The sequence below is a fragment of the Lysinibacillus sp. NPDC056232 genome (assembly GCF_042267565.1).
Taxonomy (GTDB): Bacteria; Bacillota; Bacilli; order Bacillales_A; family Planococcaceae; genus Lysinibacillus.
This window is the reverse complement of record NZ_JBHJTF010000010.1, coordinates 35,344-58,377: the sequence shown is the minus strand read 5'-3', so window position 1 is coordinate 58,377 and position 23,034 is coordinate 35,344. Positions and strand designations below refer to the sequence as shown.

Annotated in this window: 27 protein-coding genes; 22 read left to right on the top strand and 5 right to left on the bottom strand. The window is 38.4% G+C overall.

Translation table 11 applies throughout. The annotated features are described in order from the left end of the window. Nucleotides 1-5 precede the first annotated feature (5 nt). The 6 genes from ACFCYJ_RS10035 (at nucleotide 6) to mtnN (ending at nucleotide 5,267) form a co-directional block, all read left to right on the top strand. On the top strand, nucleotides 6-938 hold the full coding sequence (locus ACFCYJ_RS10035) for a peptidase U32 family protein (protein WP_376073764.1): 933 nt from the start codon (nucleotides 6-8) through the stop codon (nucleotides 936-938). A gap of 14 nt (nucleotides 939-952) precedes the next feature. Beyond that, on the top strand, nucleotides 953-2,233 hold the full coding sequence (locus ACFCYJ_RS10030) for a peptidase U32 family protein (protein WP_376073762.1): 1,281 nt from the start codon (nucleotides 953-955) through the stop codon (nucleotides 2,231-2,233). Then, entirely contained in the window at nucleotides 2,233-2,871 is a 639-nt protein-coding gene (udk, locus tag ACFCYJ_RS10025; protein WP_376073760.1) for a uridine kinase, read from the top strand. The genes ACFCYJ_RS10030 and udk overlap by 1 nt, the downstream gene beginning before the upstream one ends. Before the next feature lie 187 nt (nucleotides 2,872-3,058). Next, nucleotides 3,059-3,547 carry a transcription elongation factor GreA gene (greA, locus tag ACFCYJ_RS10020; RefSeq protein ID WP_376073758.1) on the top strand — a complete coding sequence of 163 codons (489 nt, stop codon included), beginning with the start codon at nucleotides 3,059-3,061 and terminating at the stop codon, nucleotides 3,545-3,547. A 218-nt stretch (nucleotides 3,548-3,765) separates the two neighbouring features. Then, nucleotides 3,766-4,413, top strand: a complete 648-nt coding sequence (locus tag ACFCYJ_RS10015) for a YrrS family protein (RefSeq protein WP_376073756.1) — start codon at nucleotides 3,766-3,768, stop codon at nucleotides 4,411-4,413. A gap of 161 nt (nucleotides 4,414-4,574) precedes the next feature. Continuing rightward, nucleotides 4,575-5,267, top strand: a complete 693-nt coding sequence (gene mtnN, locus ACFCYJ_RS10010; protein WP_376073755.1) for a 5'-methylthioadenosine/S-adenosylhomocysteine nucleosidase — start codon at nucleotides 4,575-4,577, stop codon at nucleotides 5,265-5,267. Nucleotides 5,268-6,116: 849 nt separating this feature from the next. On the opposite strand, the gene sigK is transcribed toward mtnN, so the two are convergent. Next, nucleotides 6,117-6,824 carry an RNA polymerase sporulation sigma factor SigK gene (sigK, locus tag ACFCYJ_RS10005; protein ID WP_370042001.1) on the bottom strand — a complete coding sequence of 236 codons (708 nt, stop codon included), beginning with the start codon at nucleotides 6,822-6,824 and terminating at the stop codon, nucleotides 6,117-6,119. An 87-nt stretch (nucleotides 6,825-6,911) separates the two neighbouring features. Then, on the bottom strand, nucleotides 6,912-7,412 hold the full coding sequence (gene pssA / locus ACFCYJ_RS10000) for a CDP-diacylglycerol--serine O-phosphatidyltransferase (protein ID WP_376073753.1): 501 nt from the start codon (nucleotides 7,410-7,412) through the stop codon (nucleotides 6,912-6,914). 136 nt (nucleotides 7,413-7,548) lie between these two features. Between pssA and ACFCYJ_RS09995 the strand changes: the two genes are divergently transcribed. The 9 genes from ACFCYJ_RS09995 to ACFCYJ_RS09955 are packed head-to-tail and all read left to right on the top strand — an operon-like array spanning nucleotide 7,549 to nucleotide 13,383. After that, nucleotides 7,549-8,331 carry a phosphatidylserine decarboxylase gene (locus ACFCYJ_RS09995; RefSeq protein WP_376073751.1) on the top strand — a complete coding sequence of 261 codons (783 nt, stop codon included), beginning with the start codon at nucleotides 7,549-7,551 and terminating at the stop codon, nucleotides 8,329-8,331. Nucleotides 8,332-8,367: 36 nt separating this feature from the next. Beyond that, on the top strand, nucleotides 8,368-8,889 hold the full coding sequence (locus ACFCYJ_RS09990; protein ID WP_053484739.1) for a YqeG family HAD IIIA-type phosphatase: 522 nt from the start codon (nucleotides 8,368-8,370) through the stop codon (nucleotides 8,887-8,889). Next, nucleotides 8,886-9,989 carry a ribosome biogenesis GTPase YqeH gene (gene yqeH, locus ACFCYJ_RS09985; protein ID WP_376073749.1) on the top strand — a complete coding sequence of 368 codons (1,104 nt, stop codon included), beginning with the start codon at nucleotides 8,886-8,888 and terminating at the stop codon, nucleotides 9,987-9,989. The genes ACFCYJ_RS09990 and yqeH overlap by 4 nt, the downstream gene beginning before the upstream one ends. A gap of 30 nt (nucleotides 9,990-10,019) precedes the next feature. Then, nucleotides 10,020-10,850 (top strand): shikimate dehydrogenase, encoded by an 831-nt coding sequence (gene aroE / locus ACFCYJ_RS09980; protein WP_376073748.1) that lies wholly within the window; start codon nucleotides 10,020-10,022, stop codon nucleotides 10,848-10,850. Nucleotides 10,851-10,855: 5 nt separating this feature from the next. After that, nucleotides 10,856-11,158 (top strand): ribosome assembly RNA-binding protein YhbY, encoded by a 303-nt coding sequence (gene yhbY, locus ACFCYJ_RS09975; RefSeq protein WP_376073747.1) that lies wholly within the window; start codon nucleotides 10,856-10,858, stop codon nucleotides 11,156-11,158. 9 nt (nucleotides 11,159-11,167) lie between these two features. Further along, nucleotides 11,168-11,758: a nicotinate-nucleotide adenylyltransferase gene (locus ACFCYJ_RS09970; RefSeq protein ID WP_376073746.1), complete on the top strand. Its 591-nt coding sequence runs from the start codon at nucleotides 11,168-11,170 to the stop codon at nucleotides 11,756-11,758. Next, nucleotides 11,727-12,299, top strand: a complete 573-nt coding sequence (gene yqeK, locus ACFCYJ_RS09965) for a bis(5'-nucleosyl)-tetraphosphatase (symmetrical) YqeK (protein ID WP_376073744.1) — start codon at nucleotides 11,727-11,729, stop codon at nucleotides 12,297-12,299. Before ACFCYJ_RS09970 ends, yqeK begins: the two co-directional genes overlap by 32 nt. Continuing rightward, a complete protein-coding gene (rsfS, locus tag ACFCYJ_RS09960; protein WP_376073743.1) occupies nucleotides 12,296-12,640 on the top strand; it encodes a ribosome silencing factor in 345 nt (114 codons plus the stop codon). The genes yqeK and rsfS overlap by 4 nt, the downstream gene beginning before the upstream one ends. Nucleotides 12,641-12,642: 2 nt before the next feature. Beyond that, nucleotides 12,643-13,383: a class I SAM-dependent DNA methyltransferase gene (locus tag ACFCYJ_RS09955; protein WP_376073741.1), complete on the top strand. Its 741-nt coding sequence runs from the start codon at nucleotides 12,643-12,645 to the stop codon at nucleotides 13,381-13,383. Between the two features lie 152 nt (nucleotides 13,384-13,535). On the opposite strand, the gene ACFCYJ_RS09950 is transcribed toward ACFCYJ_RS09955, so the two are convergent. Next, complete coding sequence (locus tag ACFCYJ_RS09950) at nucleotides 13,536-13,736, bottom strand: hypothetical protein (protein ID WP_376073740.1); 201 nt, start codon at nucleotides 13,734-13,736, stop codon at nucleotides 13,536-13,538. Between the two features lie 119 nt (nucleotides 13,737-13,855). Here ACFCYJ_RS09950 and ACFCYJ_RS09945 point away from each other — a divergent pair, with 119 nt between their 5' ends. The 4 genes from ACFCYJ_RS09945 (at nucleotide 13,856) to ACFCYJ_RS09930 (ending at nucleotide 19,080) form a co-directional block, all read left to right on the top strand. Then, on the top strand, nucleotides 13,856-15,031 hold the full coding sequence (locus tag ACFCYJ_RS09945) for a DUF4085 family protein (protein WP_376073739.1): 1,176 nt from the start codon (nucleotides 13,856-13,858) through the stop codon (nucleotides 15,029-15,031). Between the two features lie 413 nt (nucleotides 15,032-15,444). After that, nucleotides 15,445-16,092: a helix-hairpin-helix domain-containing protein gene (locus ACFCYJ_RS09940; protein WP_376073737.1), complete on the top strand. Its 648-nt coding sequence runs from the start codon at nucleotides 15,445-15,447 to the stop codon at nucleotides 16,090-16,092. A 130-nt stretch (nucleotides 16,093-16,222) separates the two neighbouring features. Beyond that, entirely contained in the window at nucleotides 16,223-16,792 is a 570-nt protein-coding gene (locus ACFCYJ_RS09935; protein WP_249072644.1) for a ComE operon protein 2, read from the top strand. A gap of 107 nt (nucleotides 16,793-16,899) precedes the next feature. Next, nucleotides 16,900-19,080 (top strand): DNA internalization-related competence protein ComEC/Rec2, encoded by a 2,181-nt coding sequence (locus ACFCYJ_RS09930; RefSeq protein WP_376073736.1) that lies wholly within the window; start codon nucleotides 16,900-16,902, stop codon nucleotides 19,078-19,080. 29 nt (nucleotides 19,081-19,109) lie between these two features. Here ACFCYJ_RS09930 and ACFCYJ_RS09925 read toward each other — a convergent pair whose 3' ends face one another. Continuing rightward, the gene (locus ACFCYJ_RS09925; RefSeq protein WP_376073734.1) at nucleotides 19,110-19,247 is read right to left on the bottom strand and encodes a YqzM family protein; all 138 of its coding nucleotides are present in this window, start codon (nucleotides 19,245-19,247) and stop codon (nucleotides 19,110-19,112) included. Nucleotides 19,248-19,411: 164 nt separating this feature from the next. On the opposite strand from ACFCYJ_RS09925, the gene holA reads away from it, so the two are divergent. After that, nucleotides 19,412-20,422 (top strand): DNA polymerase III subunit delta, encoded by a 1,011-nt coding sequence (gene holA, locus ACFCYJ_RS09920; RefSeq protein WP_376073851.1) that lies wholly within the window; start codon nucleotides 19,412-19,414, stop codon nucleotides 20,420-20,422. Nucleotides 20,423-20,659: 237 nt separating this feature from the next. Here the strand turns inward: holA and rpsT are convergent, their stop codons facing one another. Further along, nucleotides 20,660-20,908, bottom strand: coding sequence for a 30S ribosomal protein S20 (gene rpsT / locus ACFCYJ_RS09915; protein ID WP_376073733.1), 249 nt, complete (start codon nucleotides 20,906-20,908; stop codon nucleotides 20,660-20,662). Between the two features lie 162 nt (nucleotides 20,909-21,070). On the opposite strand from rpsT, the gene gpr reads away from it, so the two are divergent. After that, nucleotides 21,071-22,087 (top strand): GPR endopeptidase, encoded by a 1,017-nt coding sequence (gene gpr / locus ACFCYJ_RS09910; RefSeq protein ID WP_376073731.1) that lies wholly within the window; start codon nucleotides 21,071-21,073, stop codon nucleotides 22,085-22,087. Nucleotides 22,088-22,139: 52 nt separating this feature from the next. Next, nucleotides 22,140-22,988 (top strand): stage II sporulation protein P, encoded by an 849-nt coding sequence (gene spoIIP / locus ACFCYJ_RS09905; RefSeq protein WP_376073730.1) that lies wholly within the window; start codon nucleotides 22,140-22,142, stop codon nucleotides 22,986-22,988. Nucleotides 22,989-23,034: the final 46 nt, after the last annotated feature.

The window sequence follows — 23,034 nt, the reverse complement described above, 5'->3', positions numbered from 1 at the left end:
CTATTATGAAAAAACCTGAATTGCTTGTTACACCGCAATCAGTGGACCATGTAAAAGCACTTTTACAGGCTGGAGCAGATGCTTTTGTCATTGGTGAACAACAATTTGGCCTTCGTCTAGCAGGGGAATTTTCTGTTAGTGAAGTAGAAGAAGCTACAAAGTTGATTCATGCAGCGGGTAAAAAGGTTTATGTTGCGGTAAATGCGCTATTCCATAATGAAAAATTGGATGCACTTGCCGAATATGTAAAAGAAATGCAACGTATTGGTGTTGATCGTTTAATTTATGGTGATCCAGCAGTATTAATCATCTGTCGTGAGCAAGGTGTTACAATACCGCTACACTGGAATCCAGAAACGACAGCAACGAACTGGTTTACGGCAAATTATTGGGGGAAACGCGGAGCAACTCGCGCAGTACTTTCACGTGAACTTTCTTTAGATGAAGTACTAGAAATTAAAGAAAAAGTAGATGTAGAGATTGAGGTTCAAGTACATGGAATGACATGTATGTTCCAATCAAAACGCCCATTACTAGGCCATTATTTCTTATATCAAGATAAAGTAATGGAAATTGAAAATCGTAAGGAAAATCGCAATATGTTCCTTCATGATGATGAACGTAATAATAAATATCCAATTTATGAAGACGCTAACGGTACGCATATTTTCAGTCCAAACGATATGTGCATTATTGATGAGCTTGGCGAATTATTCGAAGGTGGCATGGATGCATTGAAAATTGAAGGTGTTCTTCAAACACCTGAATATGTAGTCACAGTAACAGAAGCTTATCGTCAAGCAATTGACGCATATTTTGACGAATCAGAAGATGCGTATGAAGATATTAAAGATGATTTATTAGCTAAAATTGAAGAAATTCAGCCTGCCATCAGACCTCTTGATACTGGCTTTATCTTCAAGGAAACAGTTTACTAGGAGGTGGCAAGAACATGGCATTAGTATTAGAACAAAATGACAAAATTCGTGAGATTGTAGACGGTAAACGTGTCATTACAAAAAAACCAGAGCTACTTGCCCCTGCAGGTAGTTTAGAAAAATTAAAAGTAGCAGTACATTATGGAGCGGACGCTGTATTTATCGGTGGACGAGAGTTCGGTCTACGTTCAAACGCAGATAACTTCTCAATTGAAGAAATGCGCGAAGGTGTTGAATTCGCCAATAAGTATGGTGCGAAAATCTATGTTACGACAAATATTTTCGCCCACAATGAAAATATGGACGGCTTAGAGCAGTATTTAAAAGATATTGAATCTGCAGGTGTTACAGGCATTATTGTAGCGGATCCACTTATTATTGAAACATGCCGTACAGCTGCACCAAAGCTTGAAATTCACCTTTCTACACAGCAATCTTTATCAAACTGGAAGGCAGTCCAGTATTGGAAAGAAGAAGGCTTACATCGTGTAGTATTAGCACGTGAAGTAGGCGGCGAAGAAATGAAGCTGATGAAGGAAAAAGTCGATATTGAAATTGAGGCATTCGTTCATGGAGCGATGTGTATCGCCTATTCTGGTCGCTGTGTACTTTCAAATCATATGACTGCTCGTGACTCTAACCGTGGTGGCTGTTGTCAATCTTGTCGCTGGGACTATGATTTATATGAGCTAGAGGATGGCGAAGAAAAGGCACTTTTCGATGATCATCACGCGTCTTTCGCGATGAGTCCGAAAGACTTAAAGCTGATTGAAGCAATTCCACATATGATTGAGCTTGGTATTGATTCATTAAAAGTAGAAGGTCGCATGAAATCAATTCACTATGTTGCTACAGTTGTTTCAGTGTACCGCAAAGTGATTGACGCTTATTGTGCGGACCCTGACAATTTTGAAATTAAACGTGAATGGCTTGAGGAACTAGACAAATGTGCTAACCGTGATACTGCTGAAGCATTCTTCCACGATGCCCCTGGTCACGAGGAGCAAATGTTTGGTGTACATGGTCGTAAAACGACTTATGAGTTTGCTGGTTTAATTTTAGAACATGACCCAGAAACGAAAATGGTAACCATGCAACAACGTAACTATTTTAAACCTGGCGATGAGGTAGAGTTCTTTGGACCAGAAATCGAAAATTTCCGTTTTACTATGGGTGAAATTTGGGATGAAGATGGCAATAGCTTAGATGCTGCTCGTCATCCACTACAAATTGTTAAATTTAAATGCGACACACCATTAAAATCACATAATATGATGCGAAAGGAGAATAATTAATGGCAACGAAGCGTCCAGTCGTCATCGGAATCGCTGGTGGCTCATGCTCGGGAAAAACGAGTGTGACTCATGCTATTTATGATGTTTTCCGCGATCATTCAGTAGTTGTAATTGAACAAGATTTTTATTATAAAGATCAAAGTCATTTAACGTTTGAGGAGCGTTTAGGTACAAACTATGACCATCCGTTAGCGTTTGATAATGATTTGTTAATTGAGCACCTAAAAAAATTATTGGTCCGTCAACCAATCGAAAAGCCTGTGTATGATTATGTGCAGCATACAAGAGCAAAAGAAGTTATTCATGTAGAGCCTGTAGATGTTATTATACTAGAAGGTATTTTAGTGTTAGAAGATGCAGATTTACGTGATTTAATGGACATTAAATTATTTGTAGATACGGACTCAGATTTACGTATTATTCGTCGTATAATGCGTGATATAAAAGAGCGTGGACGTACAACAGATTCTGTAATCGAGCAATATTTATCGGCAGTGCGTCCAATGCACAATTTATTTATTGAGCCGACGAAACGTTATGCTGATATTATTATTCCTGAAGGCGGGGATAATGAGGTTGCGATTGATTTAATGGTAACTAAGATTAAAACTATCCTTGAAACCGACAACGTATTGTAATAAGATAGAGTGGTATTGACAATATTTACATGCATATCTGTGCATATTTCAGAAAGGCATGCATACTATTAGGTCAAAGAGTAATTTGAAACCGTTTAAAAATAATAAAATTCGATTAAGTGAATCCTACTAGGCACTTAATCGAGTTTTATGTTTTTATATTGACGAAAACAAGGAGTGAAGAACTTTGGCAAACGAAAAACAGTACCCAATGACAACTGAAGGTAAAAGAAAATTAGAAGAAGAATTAGTGAAATTAGAAACGGAAACACGTAAGGAAATCGTAGAACGTATTAAAATCGCTCGTGATTTCGGGGATCTTTCTGAAAATGCTGAGTATGATTCTGCAAAAGAAGAGCAAGCCTTTCTGGAAGGGCGAATTTCTACATTAAAATCAATGATTCGTAACGCAGTTATTATTTCTGAGGACGAATCAGACAACAGTGTAGTATCATTAGGGAAAACGGTTTCATTTGTAGAAATTATTAATGGAAAACCAACAACAGATGAGGAATCGTACACAATTGTTGGTTCGGCTGAGGCAGATCCAATGGAATTCCGTATTTCAAATGAATCACCAATTGCTAAAGGCTTGCTAGGTCGCGCTGAAGGCGAAGAGGTTGTCGTACAAACACCTGGTGGTGAAATGAAAGTTAAAATTATTTCAATAAAATAATTTTTTGTACAAGCAGTTAGCTTATCTTTGTAAAAGAGAGCTAGCTGCTTTTATCGATTCCGGACGCAATTATGCCATGGCATAATTGATTCAAGAGCTAAAAAATCCAATAAATTCCTTGAAAGGCCTTTGGTTTTGTCTATGATATAATAGGAGCACAATTATTTTGCAAGTGCTGTTGAACTTGATAAAATATTGGCTAGAGAGGGGGAGACTTCATGAGTGAACGACAAACTCGAAGCAGTCGTCATTTGCAGCCATCTCAGAATAAAAAGCTAGATAAACTATTGAATGTTTTAATTGGTATTGTCGTGATATTAATTATTATAGTAGCCACATTTGTGTTTAAATGGCAGGATGATGCAGGGAAAGCTGAGAAAGACGAGCCAATACAGGAGCAGAAGAATCATAAAGAAGACGTGAAGGAAGAGCCTTCTAAAGAGAAAAATAATGATGGAACAGCTCAAGAGGAAACAAAGGAAGAGCCTACAGATGAAAATCAAACATCTGAACAGGATGCTGCTATTGAAACTACGTCAGACGACCCAATTGTTGATAAGGTCGTAACAAATAAAAGTTGGAAGCCTACACCTACAACACAGACAGGTCAGCATGTATCTTCTTACGATGGTAAATCTGTAGACTGGGCTGAAAAGGTGGCCACAGTTACAGCCGTTACAGGCATTGAAAAAGACAACATGATTATCTGGCGTATAAAAAATAACGGAGGCGCAAATTCGTCTATTGCAACAGTTTCAACGAATGATAAGACAAAAAATTATCGCGTCAGCATGGAATGGGTCGACAATGAAGGCTGGTTACCACTGAAACTTGAGCAACTAAATACAGTAAATGGAGCCTATTGACGAAAATAGCGATTGGTTATTTTTAACATGTTTCGGTGGGTGTTAAAACATCCGCTGAAATAGAGGAACTCAGGCCAAGAAATTCACAACCTGTGAAAACGCCTGGGCGACAAGGCACAATTGATTAGAACAGTTGAATAAAGAAGGGAAGTAACAGAAATATGAAAATAGCAGTAATCGGCGCAATGGAAGAGGAAGTAGAGCTTTTACGAGCATCTTTAGAGCATGCAAAAAGCACAACAATTGCAGGTAGTGAGTATACAACAGGAACTTATAAAGGGAACGAGGTAGTTTTATTAAAAAGTGGTATTGGTAAAGTGAATGCTGCAATGTCAACTACTATTCTATTACATGAATTCAAGCCTGATGTAGTCATTAATACGGGCTCTGCCGGAGGCTATGATGAAACGCTTGAAGTAGGCGCAATCGTTATTTCAGATGAAGTCCGTCATCATGATGTAGATGTAACAATTTTCGGCTATGAAATGGGCCAAATGGCGGGTATGCCAGCAGCCTATAAATCAGATGAAAGACTTATGAAAGTGGCTGAAGAGGCAGTAGAGGCTGTTGGAGAACACCAATATGGTATTGGTTTAATTTGCTCAGGTGATGCTTTTATGAATGATCCTGTTCGTGTAGAAGCTGTCCGTCGTCACTTCCCGCAAATGAAGGCTGTAGAGATGGAAGCAGCAGCTGTTGCACAAGTATGCTATCAATTTGGTACGCCGTTTGTTGTTATTCGTGCTTTATCAGATATTGCTGGAAAAGAATCGAATATTAGCTTCGATGAGTTTTTACCAGTAGCTGCAAAGCATTCAACACAAATAGTACTAAAAGCTATCGAATCGCTATAAAGGAAATCAGTAGGGTTTTCTTTATTCCACTGATTATTAGTTTTTATCAATCCCGCGGGATAAACTACACAAAAAAGTCAAAATGAGTGCCTTTTAGTGTGAGAAAAATCACAGTTTAAAAGTCGCACTAATGCTAAACTGTTGTTAATTAAATCTCTTATATTCAGATGGGAGGCATGCATAATGCTATTTTTAACAACAGGTGTAGTCATTATAACAATGTTACTCGGTACACTTATTTCAGTAGAACTTTCAGAATCTGTTGAAATTCATTAAGGGAGAAGCCCTCTTGCGACATTTTATGACGCAAGGGGGCTTTCTTTATAGTTTAACTTCTTTCAGCAAGTGTTTTAGTAGCAAAAGTGAAACGTCAGCTACAAGTGTTTTCGTAGCGAAAGTGAAACGGCAGCTACAAGTGTTTTCGTAGCGAAAGTGAAACGGCAACTACAAGTGTTTTCGTAGCGAAAGTGAAACGGCAGTTACAAATGTTTTTTGTAGCGAAAGCAAAGCGGTAGCTACAGAAGTCATTACCTCTATAGATGGTGAGATGAATTGGATTTAAACTACTTTTCAGCGGGTGTTCAAACACCCGCTGAAATAGAGAGGAACTCAGACTAAGAACTTACATCCTGTGAAAACATCTGAGTGACCAACATCGTGTCGCTGCCTCTGCACTTTCGCACAGAAAACCAATTGTTGCCCCGACGCCCCTATGAATGGGCCCAGTGGAAATCAACCCACGATATGGTGATGAGCTTAAGTATTACTTTTGTAACAAAAAATACAAGATTAATTGCGGAATAATGTAATAGATTTATTGAAATTTTATAATTATCAATTTACAATATATTACTCAATAATCTTTTGATCTCGTTTATATAACTGATAGAGTTTAATAAGTGCTCGCTTTTCAATGCGAGATACATAACTACGAGAAATACTTAAACGTGCAGCGATTTCCTTTTGTGTGAGTGCATCCTGCTGGTTAAGACCATAGCGAAGTGTAACGATTTCGAGCTCACGTTCGTCGAGCATATGCAAATAATGATATAGTTGTGCAACATGCTCTTTATGTTCAAGTTTTTCTGTTGCACTCTCTTCATCGCATTGTAAGAGATCTCGGATTTGTAGGGCATTACCATCTTTATCTGTACCGATTGGCTCAAATAAGGAAACATCTTTTTGCACTTTTTTCTGTGTACGCAGATGCATTAAAATTTCATTTTCGATACAGCGGGCGGCGTAAGTGGCAAGACGGGTTTTTTTGTCAGGCGTATAACTTTCTACGGCTTTCATCAGACCAATAGTACCGATGGAAATATAATCATCAAGTTGCTCATGCTTTGGGTGGAATTTTTTCACAACGTGTGCGACAAGTCTCATATTGCGTTCAATTAGGTCAAGACGCGCTTGCTCATCACCGCCTAAAAATCGTTCAATACAAGCAGCTTCCTCTTCCTTTGAAAAGGGTTTATGGAAAGTTTGCCCCTTTAAATAGCCAAGTAATGCTGGGATCTCAAGCCATAACTGCAACATAGATGTAAAAATTCCGCTCATTGAATGATTTCATCCTTTCCCCATTTTTCGACAGTATATGTTATAAAGCTGTGTTAAATGAAAAAAAGTGCAACAGCAAATGCGCTGTTACACTTTTTTTAACGTGATTGTACTAATCATTAGTAATGCTAGTATTGGGAATAGGAAAAGATAAAATGCCGGGTGGAACGTATTAGAGGCAAAATACGTTAAAGTTAAGATCGTACCTGCCGCTGTAATTGGTAACCCTGTAAAATAGCCGTTTGCTTCTGAAATATTGAAGCGAGCTAATCTCATCGCACCGCAGATGATATACAAAACTGTCATCGTCATGCCGACAAAACCAAAGTCGGCTAAGACAACTTTATACATTAATAATGCAGGCGCCACACCAAATGATATAATATCACTCATAGAATCTAATTGTTTACCTAAATCAGACACTTGTCCAAGTGCTCTAGCTACCTTCCCGTCATAGCGATCAAGAAGGGCTGCGATAAAGATAAACAAGACACTGTAGCTATAGTATTCGTGTAGTGTAGCCATTATGGCCGCGCCGCCGAAGGACATATTACTGATTGTGATAAAGTTTGCTGCTTGCGATTTCATTTTCTTAACCGTGGTATCCACCAACTTGTGATAAAAAAACAAGGGGGATCACTCCTTTGCACTTAAGATATTGTACCATTATACTTCGAATGCGAAAAAATTGACAGTCTAAATTAATCGATAGGGGTTTTGTTTTATGAAAGAAAAACTATATCAACGCTTTATTGAATTAACAAATGGTAAGCAATCCTCCCATCTTTTGCAATCTATTGCAAAAGCAAAGTGGAGTAAACGTTTTATTCCTAGTTACATGAAGGTATACGACATTAAGCTTGAAGAGGTTGCCAAACAACAACAACAATTTTCAAGTTTACATGACTTTTTTACAAGAGAGCTTTTAGAAGAGGCACGTCCAATTGAACAAAATCCGAATACCTATGTAAGTCCAGTGGATGCCAAAGTAGAATCGTTTGGGCGTATCGAATGGGATATGACATTTCTTGTAAAGGGTAAACCTTATTCATTACAAGATTTACTTGGCAATACAGAACGTGCTTCACAATATGCAGATGGACATTTTATCGTGTTTTACTTGAGTCCGGCAGATTATCACCGTATTCATAGCCCGATTGATGGAGAAGTGCTAAGACAATATACACTTGGTCAAAAATCCTATCCTGTTAATCAGCTCGGCCTTACATACGGTAAAAAACCAATTTCACACAATTATCGTTCAGTAACGGAGCTGAAAGTGGCTAATAAACAGCAGATGGCGTTTATTAAAGTTGGTGCTACCTTTGTAAACTCTATTGTGCTCACTAATACAACAACGCAGTGGTGTAAGGGTGAAGAAGTTGGATATTTTTCATTTGGCTCAACAGTAGTTATGCTGTTTGAAAAGGATGCAATAGAATTTACGGAAAATGTTGTACAAGGAAGCCCAATTCGAATGGGTGAAGCCTTCGCAAATATGCTATAATGGTCGAATAATACGTTTAGATTAGGGGTCGCTATTTTGTATAATTTTTTATTACCAGATGAATTTGTCACGAGTATTTATGAAATTACACCGGAAAAGCTTCAAGACTTAGGCATTAAAGGTATTATTACGGATTTAGATAATACGCTTGTGGAATGGGACCGTGCAGATGCAACGGAAGAGCTTATTATTTGGCTTCGCATTATGAAAGAATCAGGCATTCGGGTTATTATTGCGTCGAATAACAAAGAAGCACGTGTAAAGCAATTTGCTGAGCCATTAGGTATTCCTTATATTCATAAGGCGAGAAAGCCACTTCGTAATGCCTTTTATAGTGCGATTATTCAATTAGGGTTACGACCACAGGAAGTAGTAATGGTAGGAGACCAACTACTAACAGATGTAATGGGCGCAAATCGCTTAGGCTTGCATACGGTACTAGTAAAACCAGTTGCACAATCAGATGGGCTCGTAACAAAATTCAATCGATTTATTGAACGTCGTGTGTTCAATAATTTGAAACGAAAAGGAATCACTACTTGGGAGGAAAAAGAATGAACGAAATGCCAAATTGTATTGGCTGTGGTACAACAATTCAAACAGAAGATAAAACAGCAGTTGGGTATGCACCCCCATCATCATTAGAAAAAGACGTGGTCATTTGCCAACGTTGCTTCCGTTTGAAAAATTATAATGAAATTCAACCAGTGTCATTAACAGATGACGACTTTTTACGCATATTAAACGGTCTTGGAACACAGCAAGGCTTAATCGTAAAAATTGTTGATATATTTGACTTCAATGGGAGCTGGCTACCAGGACTTCACCGCTTCGTTGGGAAAAATCCTGTGTTATTAATCGCGAATAAAGCCGATCTATTACCGAAATCTGTGAAACCGAAAAAAGTGATTAATTGGCTAAAACGAGAAGCAAAAGCTCTAGGTCTACAACCTGTCGATGTACTTTTAGTGAGTGCTCATAAAGGGAAAGGGATGGCTGAAGCGATGGAAGCCATTGATGAGTACCGTAATGGACAAAATGTGTACGTTGTAGGTTGTACAAATGTTGGGAAATCCACGTTCATTAATCGCATTATCAAGCAGGCAACTGGTGAAGGTGAGGTTATTACAACTTCTCATTTCCCAGGTACAACTTTAGATATGATTGAAATTCCACTAGATGATGGTAGTGCATTATATGATACACCAGGAATTATTAATCATCATCAGATGGCACACCATATTGACGCTAGCGAATTAAAATATATTATGCCTAAAAAAGAAATAAAGCCAAAAGTGTATCAACAAAATGCGGGACAAACATTATTTATTGGCGCCCTTGCTCGTTTTGACTTTATTCAAGGAGATCGTTCTGCATTTACGGTTCACGTGGCAAACGACTTACCAATACACCGTACAAAGCTTGATAAGGCAGATACATTGTATGCAGAGCATAAGGGTGAATTGCTGGCTCCACCAACTGCCGAATTTATAGAACAACTACCGCCATTAGTGCGTCATGAGTTCTCTATCAAAGAAGCGAAAACTGATGTTGTATTCTCTGGTCTTGGATGGATTACTGTGCAGCATGCTGATGTAGTTGTAGCGGCTTATGCGCCAAAAGGTGTACAAGTTTCAATTCGCTCATCACTTATTTAGGATGTACAAGTAGAGAAGAGGGACTAGGAAATGAAGAAATGGTTTGCGGTTATTGGTGATCCGATTGAGCATTCAAAATCCCCAGCAATGCACAATGCTTGGTTCGAGGAACGGTCGATAGATGCGGCATATATTCCGGTGCATGTACCTTCTGAAAATTTGGAGTCGGCGGTTTCTGGCTTGAAAACATTAGGTGCAAGTGGCTGGAATATTACAATCCCACATAAAACAGCAATCATTCCTTATTTAGATGAGCTAGATGAGTTGGCCGAAAAAATGGGAGCTGTCAATACGGTTGTCCGAACAAAAGAAGGAAAGTTAAAGGGATACAATACTGACGGTGTTGGTTTTGTGCGCTCGCTAGAGGAAGCGGTTGGTAAGTCACATAAAGACAAGCCAGTTCTTCTGATTGGTGCAGGCGGTGCAGCTCGTGGTATCGCTTTTGCTATGCAACAGCAAGGTTATACGAATTTAACCATTGCAAACCGCACAGTGGCAAATGCCCAAGCAATTGTCGATGAAATGGGTATAGGTCATGCAATTTCTTTAGCAGACGCTGAGGAATCTTTAGCTGATTTTGGCATTTTAGTGCAAATGACATCGGCTGGACTTGCTACGGGCAATTTTTCAATGCCATTTTCACTAGAACGACTTGCAGAAGGCGCAATTGTGGCCGATATTGTGTATAATCCATTAATGACGCCTTTTTTAAAAGCGGCTGAGGAAAAGGGAGCAACCGTCGTTACGGGTCTTGGAATGTTCGTTCACCAAGGGGCTATTGCTTTTGAGCATTGGCTTGGTGAATACCCAAATACAAATTCAATGATTGTGCAATTAAAGGCGCAATTAGGAGGAAATTAATTTTTATGTTAACAAGTAAACAAAAACGTTTTTTACGTGCAGAAGCACATCATTTAACACCGATTTTCCAAGTAGGAAAAGGCGGCGTTAATGACGAAATGACAAAGCAAATTCGTGAAGCATTAGAAGTAAGAGAGTTGATTAAGGTACGTATTTTAGATAACTGTGAAGAGGACAAGCATGAAGTGGCAGAAGCACTTGCTAAAGGTACACATGCAGAGCTTGTACAATTAATTGGGCTGACAGTTGTTTTATATAAAGAATCACGCAATCATAAAAAGATTGCACTACCAAAAGCAACGAAATAAGGTGAGACGATGAAAAAGGTCGGTTTACTGGGAGGTACATTTAATCCACCACATAATGGACATTTAATGATGGCTAATGAAGTACTTCATGCTTTAGATCTAGATGAAGTTCGCTTTATGCCCAATGCGTTACCACCACATAAGTTTGCACGTCATGATGCTAGTGATGTGGAGCGCCTTGAAATGGTAAGGCGTGCAATAAGTCCATATCCGTATTTTTCTGTGGAGTCGTATGAGGTGGATAAGGGTGGCGTATCCTATTCATATAAGACACTTTCTGCGATGTGCATAAGGGAGCCTAATGTGAAATTTTACTTTATCATTGGCGGTGACATGATTGATTCGCTTCATACATGGTACTGTATTGATGAATTAGTGAAGCTTGTGCAATTTGTAGGAGTAAATCGTCCAGGAACAGAGGCCACAACAGAGTATCCTATAATAATGGTGGAAGCTCCCCAAATCGATCTATCGTCCACACTGCTTCGTGAACGCCTTGCCACTGGAGGAACGGTTACTTTTTTACTGCCAGAAGCGGTAGAGACGTTCATACGAGAGGAAGGTCTTTATGGAACGCGAACAGTACTTAGCGGCGATTAAGCCACGAATGCCTGAGAAGCGCTATATTCATACCATTGGTGTAATGGAAACGGCCATTGAGTTAGCCAAATTTTATGGTGAGGATGAAAAAAAGGCTGAGATCGCAGCCATCCTTCACGATATTGCGAAATATGCAGATATTGAATGGATGGAGCAAATCATCCTAGATGAAAAATTAGATGCTCGCCTTATTGGCTGGGGTAGTGAATTACTACATGGTCCAGTAGGTGCTTATATTGCAGAAAGCGAATTTGGCATTACTGATGAGGATATGTTAAATGCTATTCGTTTTCATACAACAGGACGAGTGGGTATGAGCCGTTTAGAAAAAATTATTTTTGTTGCAGATATGATTGAACCCAATCGTAAATTTGATGGTGTTGATCGTCTGCGAAAAAAAGCAAAGAAAAATTTGGATAAAGTGATGAGTGCTTGTGTGTGCCATACATTGGCATTTTTAATTGACACAAAACAAGCAATTTATCCATTATCAATAGAATGTTACAACGATATGATGAAAAGAGAGGACAGTGAAGGATGACTTCAACTTTATTACAATCAGCTTACAAAGCAATTGACGACAAACACGGTGAGGATATTGTCGTTTTAAATATGGAAGGCATTTCACTTTTAGCAGATTACTTTATTATTGCTCATGGTAATTCTGACCGCCAAGTGCAAGCAATCGCACGTGAATTACAAGAGGTAGCAGTAAAAGAGGGCTATGAAATTCGTCGTGTAGAAGGCTTCGATGGAGCACGCTGGGTTCTTGTGGATCTTGGGGATGTTGTCGCGCATGTATTCCATAAAGATGAACGTTCTTATTATAATTTAGAACGTCTATGGGGCGATGCACCGCAACTAGACATGCCAGAGGCTTAAGTGTGAGTAGCTACGAACGATTTGCACACGTGTATGACGAGCTGCAAACGGATATCCCTTATGAACGTTATGTGGGATGGGTTTTGCAGCATGCACCGAGCAGTCAATACCCGAATCTTTTAGATATCGGCTGCGGTACAGGTGTGCTTAGCCTGCTGTTTGCGCAGGCAGGTTACAAGGTAAGTGGGGTTGATTTATCGGAAAGTATGCTCTCCATTGCCGCAGAGCGCTTTGCTGATGCAGGATTACATGTGCCTCTCTATTGTTTGTCGATGGATGAATTAGAGGGCTTTGAGGCGCTTGACGTTGTAACGATTGCTATTGATTCGCTGAATTATGTAGTGGAAGAAAAAGCTGTGTATTCAACATTAGAACGTATTCATGGTGCTTTACGAGATGGAGGGCAACTGTTTTTTGATGTGCATTCGTTATTTAAAATGAATGATATATTTTTAGACGGTCCGTTTACGTATGACGATGGTGACATTAGCTATGTATGGCATACGGAGCCTGGCGATTTTGAACATTCCGTTGTCCACCAAATGACATTTTATGTGCGTGATGCTGCGAGTGATTTGTATGAACGCTTCGACGAGGAACATAACCAGCGCACATTCTCAATCGATCAGTATATGGCATGGCTTCAGAAAATTGGCTTTAGACATGTAGAAGTAACAGCGGATTTTACAGATGAAGGTCCTGAATATGAAAGTGAACGCATTTTTATTCGTGCGGTGAAATAGAAGAACAGCTTGCTGGTTAACTAACCAGTGAGCTGTTTTTACTTTTCATTGTCAAATATCATTTAAATCTTCAATAAATAGCATTATTAAATTTAGAATTAAAAGTATTTTGTTTCGGAAATTAACTTTCCAAAAATATAATAATGATAATATCAAAATTTTAGCACATTACCATAACGTGTGATTGATTTGCGATCCGACTGGGCGCTTTGTTGCTGTCGCTTCGCTTTCGCACAGATAAAACATTTGTTGCTGTCGCTTCGCTTTCGCACAGATAAAACATTTGTTGCTGTCGCTTCGCTTTCGCGCAGAGCAAAGCTTTCTGAGGGCGTCTGATGAGCCTCTTGACCCAATGTGCTCGCTCTAGGTTCTCATCTGTGACGCTGATCCCCAAGGAGTCGACCAGTCGAAACGTAGATCAACTTGAGCCAAAAGTTTTTTCTTTTACTACCCAATTAAAGGAGCTGAAATTATGTGGCATTTAACATTGCAAGAGAAAAAAGCATATGAAAATGCGATGAAACTATTTATATACGAATCTGATGAAGAGTGGACACAGAGCCTTGCCTATGCAAAGGAAAATGATATTGATCTATATAAGGAAAAGAAGCAAGAGTTAGATGAAGTACGCGATAGTTTAATGAACGATTTACCACTGCGATTTCATACATATGTTTTAGATGGTACGTTGAATACACCAGATGTTCCTAAGCATGTACGAGAAGATTTTTTAGGATGGAGAAATGAACAGGAACAGCTATTTGAAAATATTCTCGATGCGGCATATGAGGAAAAGCAGAGAACATTAGCTTATATGAAACCGAAGGAGAGAGAGGTCTTTGAGCAAAGTCTTCATGATGCAACAATAGTTAGTATTCGCCGTAATGCTACTCAAGTGGAATTAACATTTGATATGGCAGGAGGCTTTACTGCAAAATCAATTATTTCTCTTACGTTTAACAATATTATAAGTGAGGTAGGTCAAGTAGAACCAGAGCAGTTTTATATTTACGATGAGCTCAGAAAAACAGCGAATGGAATGGCACTACGCGTTGTTTTTGATTGCCCAGAAGTAGAATGGACGATTGAAGCAGAGGATTTAGACGCTGAATTTTATTATCGTCCAAAAACATATAGTGATTTTGCTGAAAACGGTAATTTTTCTATGTACGTTCAAACATTGCAGCTAGAGCATGGTTTAACCTTTATTACACCTCAATTAAAAAAACGAGTAGTCGGTATTCAGCAACACGCACCGTTTTTAATTTTAGAAAATAGCTATCTATATGAAAATGATCAAGGCGTTTTTGTGGATACAATACGTGTGGCAGACAAATTAGATGATTGTATTCATTTTTTACATACAGATACATATGAAGACCCGTATGCACATTTTAGTGAGCCAGTATCAATACAGGACTTGGAGGAGGCGGCCCTCGGTACAGATTTAGAGTTAAAGGTTCGCGCATGGAATACGATGTATGCCAATCCAGTACAGCTCGCGGAGAAGATTAATCATATATTAATGCTGATGAATCCAGCTCAGGAGGATGATGTGATGCAAAATGTGTTTATTCGCCATTTTAACAATGAGGGAATCTTATCGACTGAGCTTCAAGCGAAATTTAAAGATATCTTAGCAGAATAACGCTTGTAGAAAGTAATGTTGAAAAGAGGCTGGGACAAAACTGGTCGAAACCTTAAAAAGTGAGAGAAATCAATTTAGAAACGTTGATTTCTCGCGCTTTTTTTGATGTGAAAATTTTTATACGCAAATAATTAGTGCGGTCAGATAGTGTTGCATGAAGGTAGATGTCGATATTTTTCGAAAGTTGGTAGATAAATTAAAAAAGTTGGTAGATAAATCGATAAAGTTGGTAGATAAATCGATAAAGTTGGTCGATAAACAATCAAAAGTTCTCGATAAATCTCAAAACTGCAGCTCAGGGATGCCTTCGTTTTTGTCTTAATAGATAATTTATCTTTTCAACACATGAATGATATTGTAAGATGAAATAGACTCCATATGATTACCTTTTGCAAAGGAAAGGATGTTATTTGATGATCCAATCTTTTTGGCAAAAGTATAAAAAAAGTATGTTGATCCCCGGCGTACTTGTAATCAGTGGACTTAGTTACTTCTTTTTTTCGAGTTCTGACTCTTCACCTCCCCAAGAAGAGCTCATCGAAACAATCCAACCTATTGAACAACATGAAATGAAAGAATCTGTTGATGAAGCGGTCATACAGCAGGTATTTGTTGATATAAAGGGTGCTGTTATGTATCCGGGTGTCTATGAGCTACAGCCCGATAAGCGCATTATAGATGCCGTACAGCTTGCAGGTGGCTATACGCAGGATGCTGATACGCAACTCATTAATCATGCGCAAAAAGTTGATGATGAGATGGTTATTTACATTCCTATAAAGGGTGAAAAGCTAGACGAAATTTCCTCTTATCTCTTGACGATGCCTACTAGCGGAACATCACAAAGTAACAGCGGTATGAAAGATCAAAAGGTCAATTTAAATAAAGCAGATGAAGCAATGCTTACGACATTATCAGGTATTGGTCCATCAAAGGCTCAAAGCATTATTTCGTATCGTGAGGAGAATGGCGGCTTTAAAACAATTGAGGATTTGAAAAAAGTGAGTGGTATTGGCGAAAAAACGTTTGAGAAGCTGAAGGATTTCATTACTGTTAAGTAATGGTAGTAAGTTTTGAGATATTGACGACTCTTTTCAAAAAGGGCTACACTATAGTAGAAAAGGACTGTTGCCATAAAGGCACAGCGTAAATAATCATTATAAATATAAGTAAATTTTCGGAGGTAGTCATATGGAGCGAATTACTTGGGATCAATTTTTTATGGCGCAAAGCCATTTACTCGCATTACGTAGTACATGTACAAGGCTTGCAGTAGGAGCGACTGTCGTTAGAGATAAGCGAATTATTGCAGGTGGCTATAATGGCTCAATTACGGGTGATGAACATTGTATTGAAAATGGTTGCTATGTTGTAGATAACCATTGTGTGCGCACAGTGCATGCTGAAATGAATGCACTATTACAATGTGCTAAATATGGGACGCCTACAAAAGGTGCAGACTTATATGTTACACATTTCCCATGTCTACCATGTACGAAATCTATTATTCAAGCAGGTATTGAACGTGTGTATTACGCTACGGATTATAAAAATAACCCTTATGCACAAGAATTATTTGAAAAAGCAGGTGTAGAGGTCGTACACGTTCCGTTTGATGAACGTAAAATTGACTTTTTAAGCGACGAAAAATTAGCCTTGTACATAGACATGCTAAATGAACTTCGTGAAAGTGGTATGCCTGCAGAAAAATTGCTCCCATATGAACAGAAGGTGAGTGCATTATTTGGCAAAAAGCTTTAAAGCATAAATGGATTTACGTAGCACTAGCTGTACTTGTTGCCTCAATAGCGGCACACAAGTCAGCTTGGCTACTCGCTATTCTTCTGCTTTTCGCGTTATGGCTTAAATTGAAAGGTGAAACATGTTTAATTTCAGCGCTTGTTATCATCTTTGGGTTTCTTTCCTATTTCTTCATCGTTACATTTCAATTGACGGAATCTCCCCCTCTACCGTCAACATTCCAAATAACTTGGTCGAGTGAATATAAAATAAATGGTCAAAAGCTTAGAGGCTTTGTCAAACCTGAAACAGGTGAGAAGTTGTATGTCGTCTATACATTTTCATCAGAAGAAGAGAAAAGCTTTTATGAAACTACTTCATTGACAGGTAGAACCTATCAAGTTCAAGGAGAACTTATAGCACCTCTTCCACCTGCACATGCGTATGCGTTTTCTATGGAAAAATATTTGATTAGTAAAGGTGCTAGAGGAATATTTGAAGTTTCAAGCTGGACCTTTATAGAAGAGAAAAAATCCATTCGTTCGTTTCTTGCTAAACAGAGACATTCTATGAAAAAACATATTGAAACAACATTCCCTGAGTCACTAGTTGCAGAGGCACAAGCACTTCTAATAGGATCGCAGGATCAAGTCGATCATGAGCTTCAAAGAGCCTATCAAAAGCTTGGCATCACTCATATATTTGCTATCTCTGGTTTGCATGTGGCACTTGTCTCATGGTTATTTTTTGAAGGTCTCCTACGTTTAGGCGTACGGAAGGAAATGGCGACCTTAATTTTACTCATCATCTTACCTATCTATGGGGTGCTAGCTGGTGGTGCTCCGTCCGTATGGCGCGCAGTATCTGTTGTAGAATTAATCATGCTGATGCGTTACGCTAGGTGGCAAATATCGATTGATGATGCTCTAGCAATTAGCTTTATTTGCTTTGTCCTACTAGAACCAGGTATCATTTATCAGATTGGCTTTCAATTGTCATATTTAGCAACGGTTAGTCTTGTCTATTCTGGCGTCATTTTAAGACTATCCACGAACTGGTTTATCCGTTCATTTTTCATTACATTTGTGTGCCAGCTTCTTGTTTATCCATTATTACTCCATCATTTTTATGAAATTTCTATTTCATCATTTTTGGCAAATATTATTTTCGTACCACTGTTTTCCCTTGTTATTTTGCCAGTTAATATTGTCTTGTTTGTCATAACGATTATATCGATGCCAGTAGCAAAAGCTTTGTTTGTTGGATACGAGCCGCTCCGTGTTTGGCTTACAAAGTTTATTTTATACCTTCAGGAATTGCCGTTTCAGCTGTGGTCGCCAGGGCAGCCCGCTATATGGCTTATTTGCGTAGCATTGATCAGTGTATTAGTGGGTTTCTATTTTATCGAAATAAAACAATATGGTAAATTTGCAGTTGTTATGTTCATTCCTGCATTGTGTATTCATTTATCGCCGATGTTGTTTAACGAAACTAAGCTTACATTTTTAAATGTTGGTCAGGGTGATTGTACAGTTATTGAATTACCGTTTAGAAGGGCTGTGTATGTTATTGATTCAGGCGGCTTACTACGCTTTGAGCAGGACATATGGAAGGCGTCAGACAGCCCTTATGAGGTCGGGAGACAAGTTGTTGTACCGTTTTTGAAAGGAAAAGGGATACGAGACATTGATATTTTTATCGCCACTCATGCGGATGCCGATCACGTAGAGGGCGCTGAAGAGATTTTGCAAGAGATTAACATGCATGAAATACACCTCACTCCTGGTTCAATGGACAAGCCTGTAATGCGGGATTTACTGATGGAAGCCAAAAAGAAAAAAGTTCCTGTGAAAGAAAAAATGCAGGGAACAGCGTGGCGTATAGGAAAAACTAGTTTTCATTATTTATGGCCCCGTGACACTCTTTATGAGGGGAATGATGATTCAATCGTTTTATATATGCAACAGGGGTCATTTCGAGCATTGTTAACTGGTGACTTAGAGGAGCATGGTGAACAGGAGCTTATTCATCTTTACAACAAGCAATTAGCGGACATGACATTGTTGAAGGCTGGACACCATGGCAGTAAAACATCAAGTATTGAGCCGTTTGTAGAGCTGTTACGGCCCGAACTAACCATTTTCAGTGCTGGGCTCAATAATCGCTACCGTCATCCACATGAAGAGATTGTGGAGCGTTTTACAAGTCGATATTTATCTACGTTAACAACTGGGATAGATGGGACGATTGAAGTAAGAATTCTGGAGAATAGTTGGTTTATACAAAAGGAAAAAGACCTTGTCCAATGAGCAAGGTCTTTTTCCTGACATAAAATTAATTATCTAGATGCTACTTCCACTACTATTGCGATGATAAACATAAGTGAAAACATTCCAAATGATACACCGAAGCCAACTCCTGAATCAGTTGCATCGTTACGGCGACATTGTATGTTTTTTCCTTCAAATGGATTCATTGTTATCCCTCCAATTCTGTTATTTATTATAAGACATCAATTTCATAAAAGCTATATCGAAAAGGAGAATTTGCCATATGGCAAAGAATCGACACAATTCGGTCAAAGTCACAAAGGAATATAAATCATGTATACTAGTAGTATTGCTACATGGAGGGGAAATTATGATTTCAACGGTTTGGAATAATATCAAAAAAGGAGAGCTCTCACCAGTTTATTTACTCGTTGGTGAAGAAGGCTATTTTATAGATGAAACAGTTAAACGGTTAAAAGAAGCGATAGGACCCGAAGAAGAGATAGAGATGTCAACATTTGATTTGGAAGAAATGCCAGTGGATGCCGTTATAGATGAAGCAGATACAATTCCATTTTTCTCTGAGCGAAAGCTTATTATTGCCAAAAATGCATCCTTTTTAAAGGCAAGCGAAAAAGGAAAAGAAAAAATTGACCATGATATAAAACGCTTAGAAGCATGGCTTGCTAACCCTTCTGATTTTTCAATAACAGTTTTTATCGCTCCTTATGAGAAATTGGATGAACGTAAAAAAGTGACAAAGATGATGAAGGAGCATGCGTTATTAGTCCAAGCTGAAACACCAAAGGAGCAGGACTTAGCTGTGTGGATACAAAGTATTGTGAAAGCAGAGGGCAACAGCATAAAACAAAATGCGATTGAGCAGCTTGTCGCAATGGTTGGACCAAATATGCTACAGTTGCAAATGGAAATTGAAAAGCTAACTCTTTATGTAGGAGATGGTGGTGAAATAACTGCCACGCTAGTCGAGGATTTAGTAGCAAAAACGTTAGAGCAGGATGCCTTTAAAATGCTAAATGCTTACTTTGCAAACGATTCTGTTGGTGCATTATCTATTTATCACGATTTACTACGTCAAAAGCAAGAGCCTATCATGCTTGTTGGATTACTTGCATCAAATGTACGTACGATGTCCAATGTCTTTTATTCATTAAAAAAGGGTTATCATCCACAGCAAATCTCAAAAAATTTAAAAATACATCCTTATCGCGTCAAGTTGATGGTTGAGCAGCGTAATCGTCCATCAGAGGAAAGCTTATTGAAGGCTTTATATCAGTTAGCAGAGGTCGATTTACAACTGAAATCAACAGGAGGCAATCGTGAGCGTTATTTAGAACTCTTTTTACTGCGCCAACTCTAAGGAGATAACGCTTGTATAGAATGAAAACAACTATTGATGAGCTGTCCGAAGCAATAGGGGCAGCTCTTTATGGTCGTTTAGTAAGTATTATAGTGGGAAAATAAAGTGACAGTGGCAAAATTATCTTCGCGAAAGTAAAGCTACAGTTGGACAATTATTTCAATTAGGCGTAGTTTATTTTTTCATAAATAAAAAGATCAGCAACTCTTAATAGAGTATACTGATCCTTTACAACAATTACGCTTTTTTAGCAAGGCGAGACTTTTTACGAGCCGCCGCGTTTTTGTGGATAAGTCCTTTTGAAGCTGCTTTATCTAAAGATTTGTAAGCTGCTTGTAAAAGTTCTTGCGTGTTTTCAGCTTTAGCAACAACAGCGTTTTCAGCTTTTTTCACTGTAGTACGCATTGCAGATTTAGCTTGAGTGTTAGCAGCGTTAGCTTTTTCGTTAACTTTTACGCGTTTAATCGCAGATTTAATGTTTGGCATATGTTTCACCTCCTAAAATAGGTACGAGATGATATCTTCTCATTGATTTCTTGTGTCAATACAACAAAAATCATTTTAACAAACGCTAGGACAAATTGCAATAGATAAATGCAAAGAATATTTACTTGACAGTTTGAACAAACTACAGTTGAGGTGAACTGTATGCAAAATTTTAATTGGCAACGTACGGATTTGATTGATGAGTCTGAAGAGGTTGTTTTACATCAAACGAAAGAGCAAAAAGATACACTTAAAGAGTCGAGTGGTATTCAAATTGAAGATCTCAATGCTGGTCGGGTAAAAATCACTGATGTGCTCGTTGATGCAGAAGGTGAAAAGCAAATCGGAAAGAAGAAAGGGAAGTACATTACTCTTTCTGTGCCTACTTTGACGTTAGAAGATCGAGATGGATTTGAGCAGCTTGAGAAAGAATTGCTTGTGAATTTTAAAAAAATGCATGAATCCATGTCATGGAATGAAGATGACAAAATTTTAATTATTGGTCTAGGTAATCGTACAATTACACCAGATGCTATAGGACCATATCTTATTGATCATTTGCATAGTTTAGATGTAATTGATGAAAAATTTGTCATGTATGCGCCTGGTGTAACCGGCCAAACAGGATATGAAACGGGTGAATTTGTAGCGGCGTTGGCAGAACGTCTAAAGCCCAAATTAATTATTGTAGTAGACGCACTTGCAACAAGAGCTAGTAATCGCTTATGTAAAACAATTCAATTAACGGATACAGGGATACACCCTGGTTCAGGTGTAGGAAATAAGCGTAAGGAAATTTCATATGAGATGCTTGGCATTCCTGTTACCGCAATTGGTATCCCAACAGTAGTTGATGCACCTGTATTAATTGCCGATGCTGTAGAGGTAATGCTACGTTCTATAGCTGCACGGGTGTCAGAACGGAGTAAACCTTCATCAAAATTGTCATTGTCGTCTTGGCAACCAGATATAAATAAAGAACTAGATATGTCTTTAGTACAGCCGATTTTTGGTGAATGGGCTACATGGTCTAAAGAAGAGCGTCAGCAATTGTTTGCAGAGACTTTCGCAGGCTCGCATACACAGCTGATGGTCACACCAAAGGAAGCCGATTATTGGATAGATAATTATGCAAAACTTGTATCATCTATGCTTATGAAATGGGCAAATAATCTATAATTTTTTCCGTTCTAAAAGGCACATCCTCTCCATACGATAAGGGGAGGAGGGTGTGACTTTGCTAAAAAAACTACAGTGGTCATTTGGTTTATTATTGTTCTTCTTCGTATTACCTGTCATTGCAGGGCAACTTCCGTTCAATAAGCAAGCATCGACTCCGATTAAAGAGCCAGAGGATAAACCAGTCGTGTTTGCCGCTACTAATTTACCTGAACAAAGTGTCCTTGAGCAGACAAAAGAGGAAACAAAAGAGGAAATAAAAGATCCATTTAAAGTATTGTTAGTATTTACACATTCACAGGAATCATATCAACCAATAGTGAAAGCTGTTAGCGGGAAAGCGGCCGTTTATGATGAAAAAACAAATATTTTTAGTTTAAAAGATACTATCTCTAAGCATTTTAGTATGAACGGTATACAAACGGACGTTTTAGATGTTGATGTGATGAAGGAATTAAAACTTCAGAAAAAACTTTTTCCGGATGCTTACAACGTCGTCCGTCCTTATTTAGCAAAACGTTTACAAGAGCAATCCTACGATTTAGTGATTGATTTGCATCGAGATTCTGCCAAGAAAAATGCGACAACGATAACTCATAATAACGAATCGTATGCACGGATTGCCATTGTCATTGGTGCAGAGCATAAGAATTATAGATGGAATACTGCTTATGCAGAAAGTCTATCCGCTACTATGAATGAAATTGTGCCGAAAATTTCCAGAGGTGTTATATCAAAAAGTGGTGACAATGTGGATGGACGTTATAATCAAGATTTAACAAAAGAAATGATCTTAATCGAAATAGGTGGAATTGACAATACAGAAGAAGAATTGAATCGTACAATTGCTGTAATAGGAAAAGCTATAGCAAAATCTTTCGTTACAGAAAAACAAGAATAAAAAACAATAGAGATTAGCAAATTTATAGTCTCTCTTTTTGCCAAAT

Coding starts and splice junctions, on each gene's coding strand:
- yqeH (WP_376073749.1), top strand. CDS start 8,886: ATGAACGAAATGCCAAATTGTATTGGCTGTGGTACAACAATTCAAACA.
- ACFCYJ_RS10015 (WP_376073756.1), top strand. CDS start 3,766: ATGAGTGAACGACAAACTCGAAGCAGTCGTCATTTGCAGCCATCTCAG.
- ACFCYJ_RS09925 (WP_376073734.1), bottom strand. CDS start 19,247: ATGAATCCATTTGAAGGAAAAAACATACAATGTCGCCGTAACGATGCA.
- sigK (WP_370042001.1), bottom strand. CDS start 6,824: ATGAGCGGAATTTTTACATCTATGTTGCAGTTATGGCTTGAGATCCCA.
- ACFCYJ_RS10030 (WP_376073762.1), top strand. CDS start 953: ATGGCATTAGTATTAGAACAAAATGACAAAATTCGTGAGATTGTAGAC.
- ACFCYJ_RS09940 (WP_376073737.1), top strand. CDS start 15,445: ATGATCCAATCTTTTTGGCAAAAGTATAAAAAAAGTATGTTGATCCCC.
- holA (WP_376073851.1), top strand. CDS start 19,412: ATGATTTCAACGGTTTGGAATAATATCAAAAAAGGAGAGCTCTCACCA.
- yqeK (WP_376073744.1), top strand. CDS start 11,727: ATGGAACGCGAACAGTACTTAGCGGCGATTAAGCCACGAATGCCTGAG.
- mtnN (WP_376073755.1), top strand. CDS start 4,575: ATGAAAATAGCAGTAATCGGCGCAATGGAAGAGGAAGTAGAGCTTTTA.
- pssA (WP_376073753.1), bottom strand. CDS start 7,412: ATGAAATCGCAAGCAGCAAACTTTATCACAATCAGTAATATGTCCTTC.
- gpr (WP_376073731.1), top strand. CDS start 21,071: ATGCAAAATTTTAATTGGCAACGTACGGATTTGATTGATGAGTCTGAA.
- ACFCYJ_RS09995 (WP_376073751.1), top strand. CDS start 7,549: ATGAAAGAAAAACTATATCAACGCTTTATTGAATTAACAAATGGTAAG.
- aroE (WP_376073748.1), top strand. CDS start 10,020: ATGAAGAAATGGTTTGCGGTTATTGGTGATCCGATTGAGCATTCAAAA.
- yhbY (WP_376073747.1), top strand. CDS start 10,856: ATGTTAACAAGTAAACAAAAACGTTTTTTACGTGCAGAAGCACATCAT.
- ACFCYJ_RS09935 (WP_249072644.1), top strand. CDS start 16,223: ATGGAGCGAATTACTTGGGATCAATTTTTTATGGCGCAAAGCCATTTA.
- rsfS (WP_376073743.1), top strand. CDS start 12,296: ATGACTTCAACTTTATTACAATCAGCTTACAAAGCAATTGACGACAAA.
- ACFCYJ_RS09945 (WP_376073739.1), top strand. CDS start 13,856: ATGTGGCATTTAACATTGCAAGAGAAAAAAGCATATGAAAATGCGATG.
- ACFCYJ_RS10035 (WP_376073764.1), top strand. CDS start 6: ATGAAAAAACCTGAATTGCTTGTTACACCGCAATCAGTGGACCATGTA.
- ACFCYJ_RS09970 (WP_376073746.1), top strand. CDS start 11,168: ATGAAAAAGGTCGGTTTACTGGGAGGTACATTTAATCCACCACATAAT.
- udk (WP_376073760.1), top strand. CDS start 2,233: ATGGCAACGAAGCGTCCAGTCGTCATCGGAATCGCTGGTGGCTCATGC.
- rpsT (WP_376073733.1), bottom strand. CDS start 20,908: ATGCCAAACATTAAATCTGCGATTAAACGCGTAAAAGTTAACGAAAAA.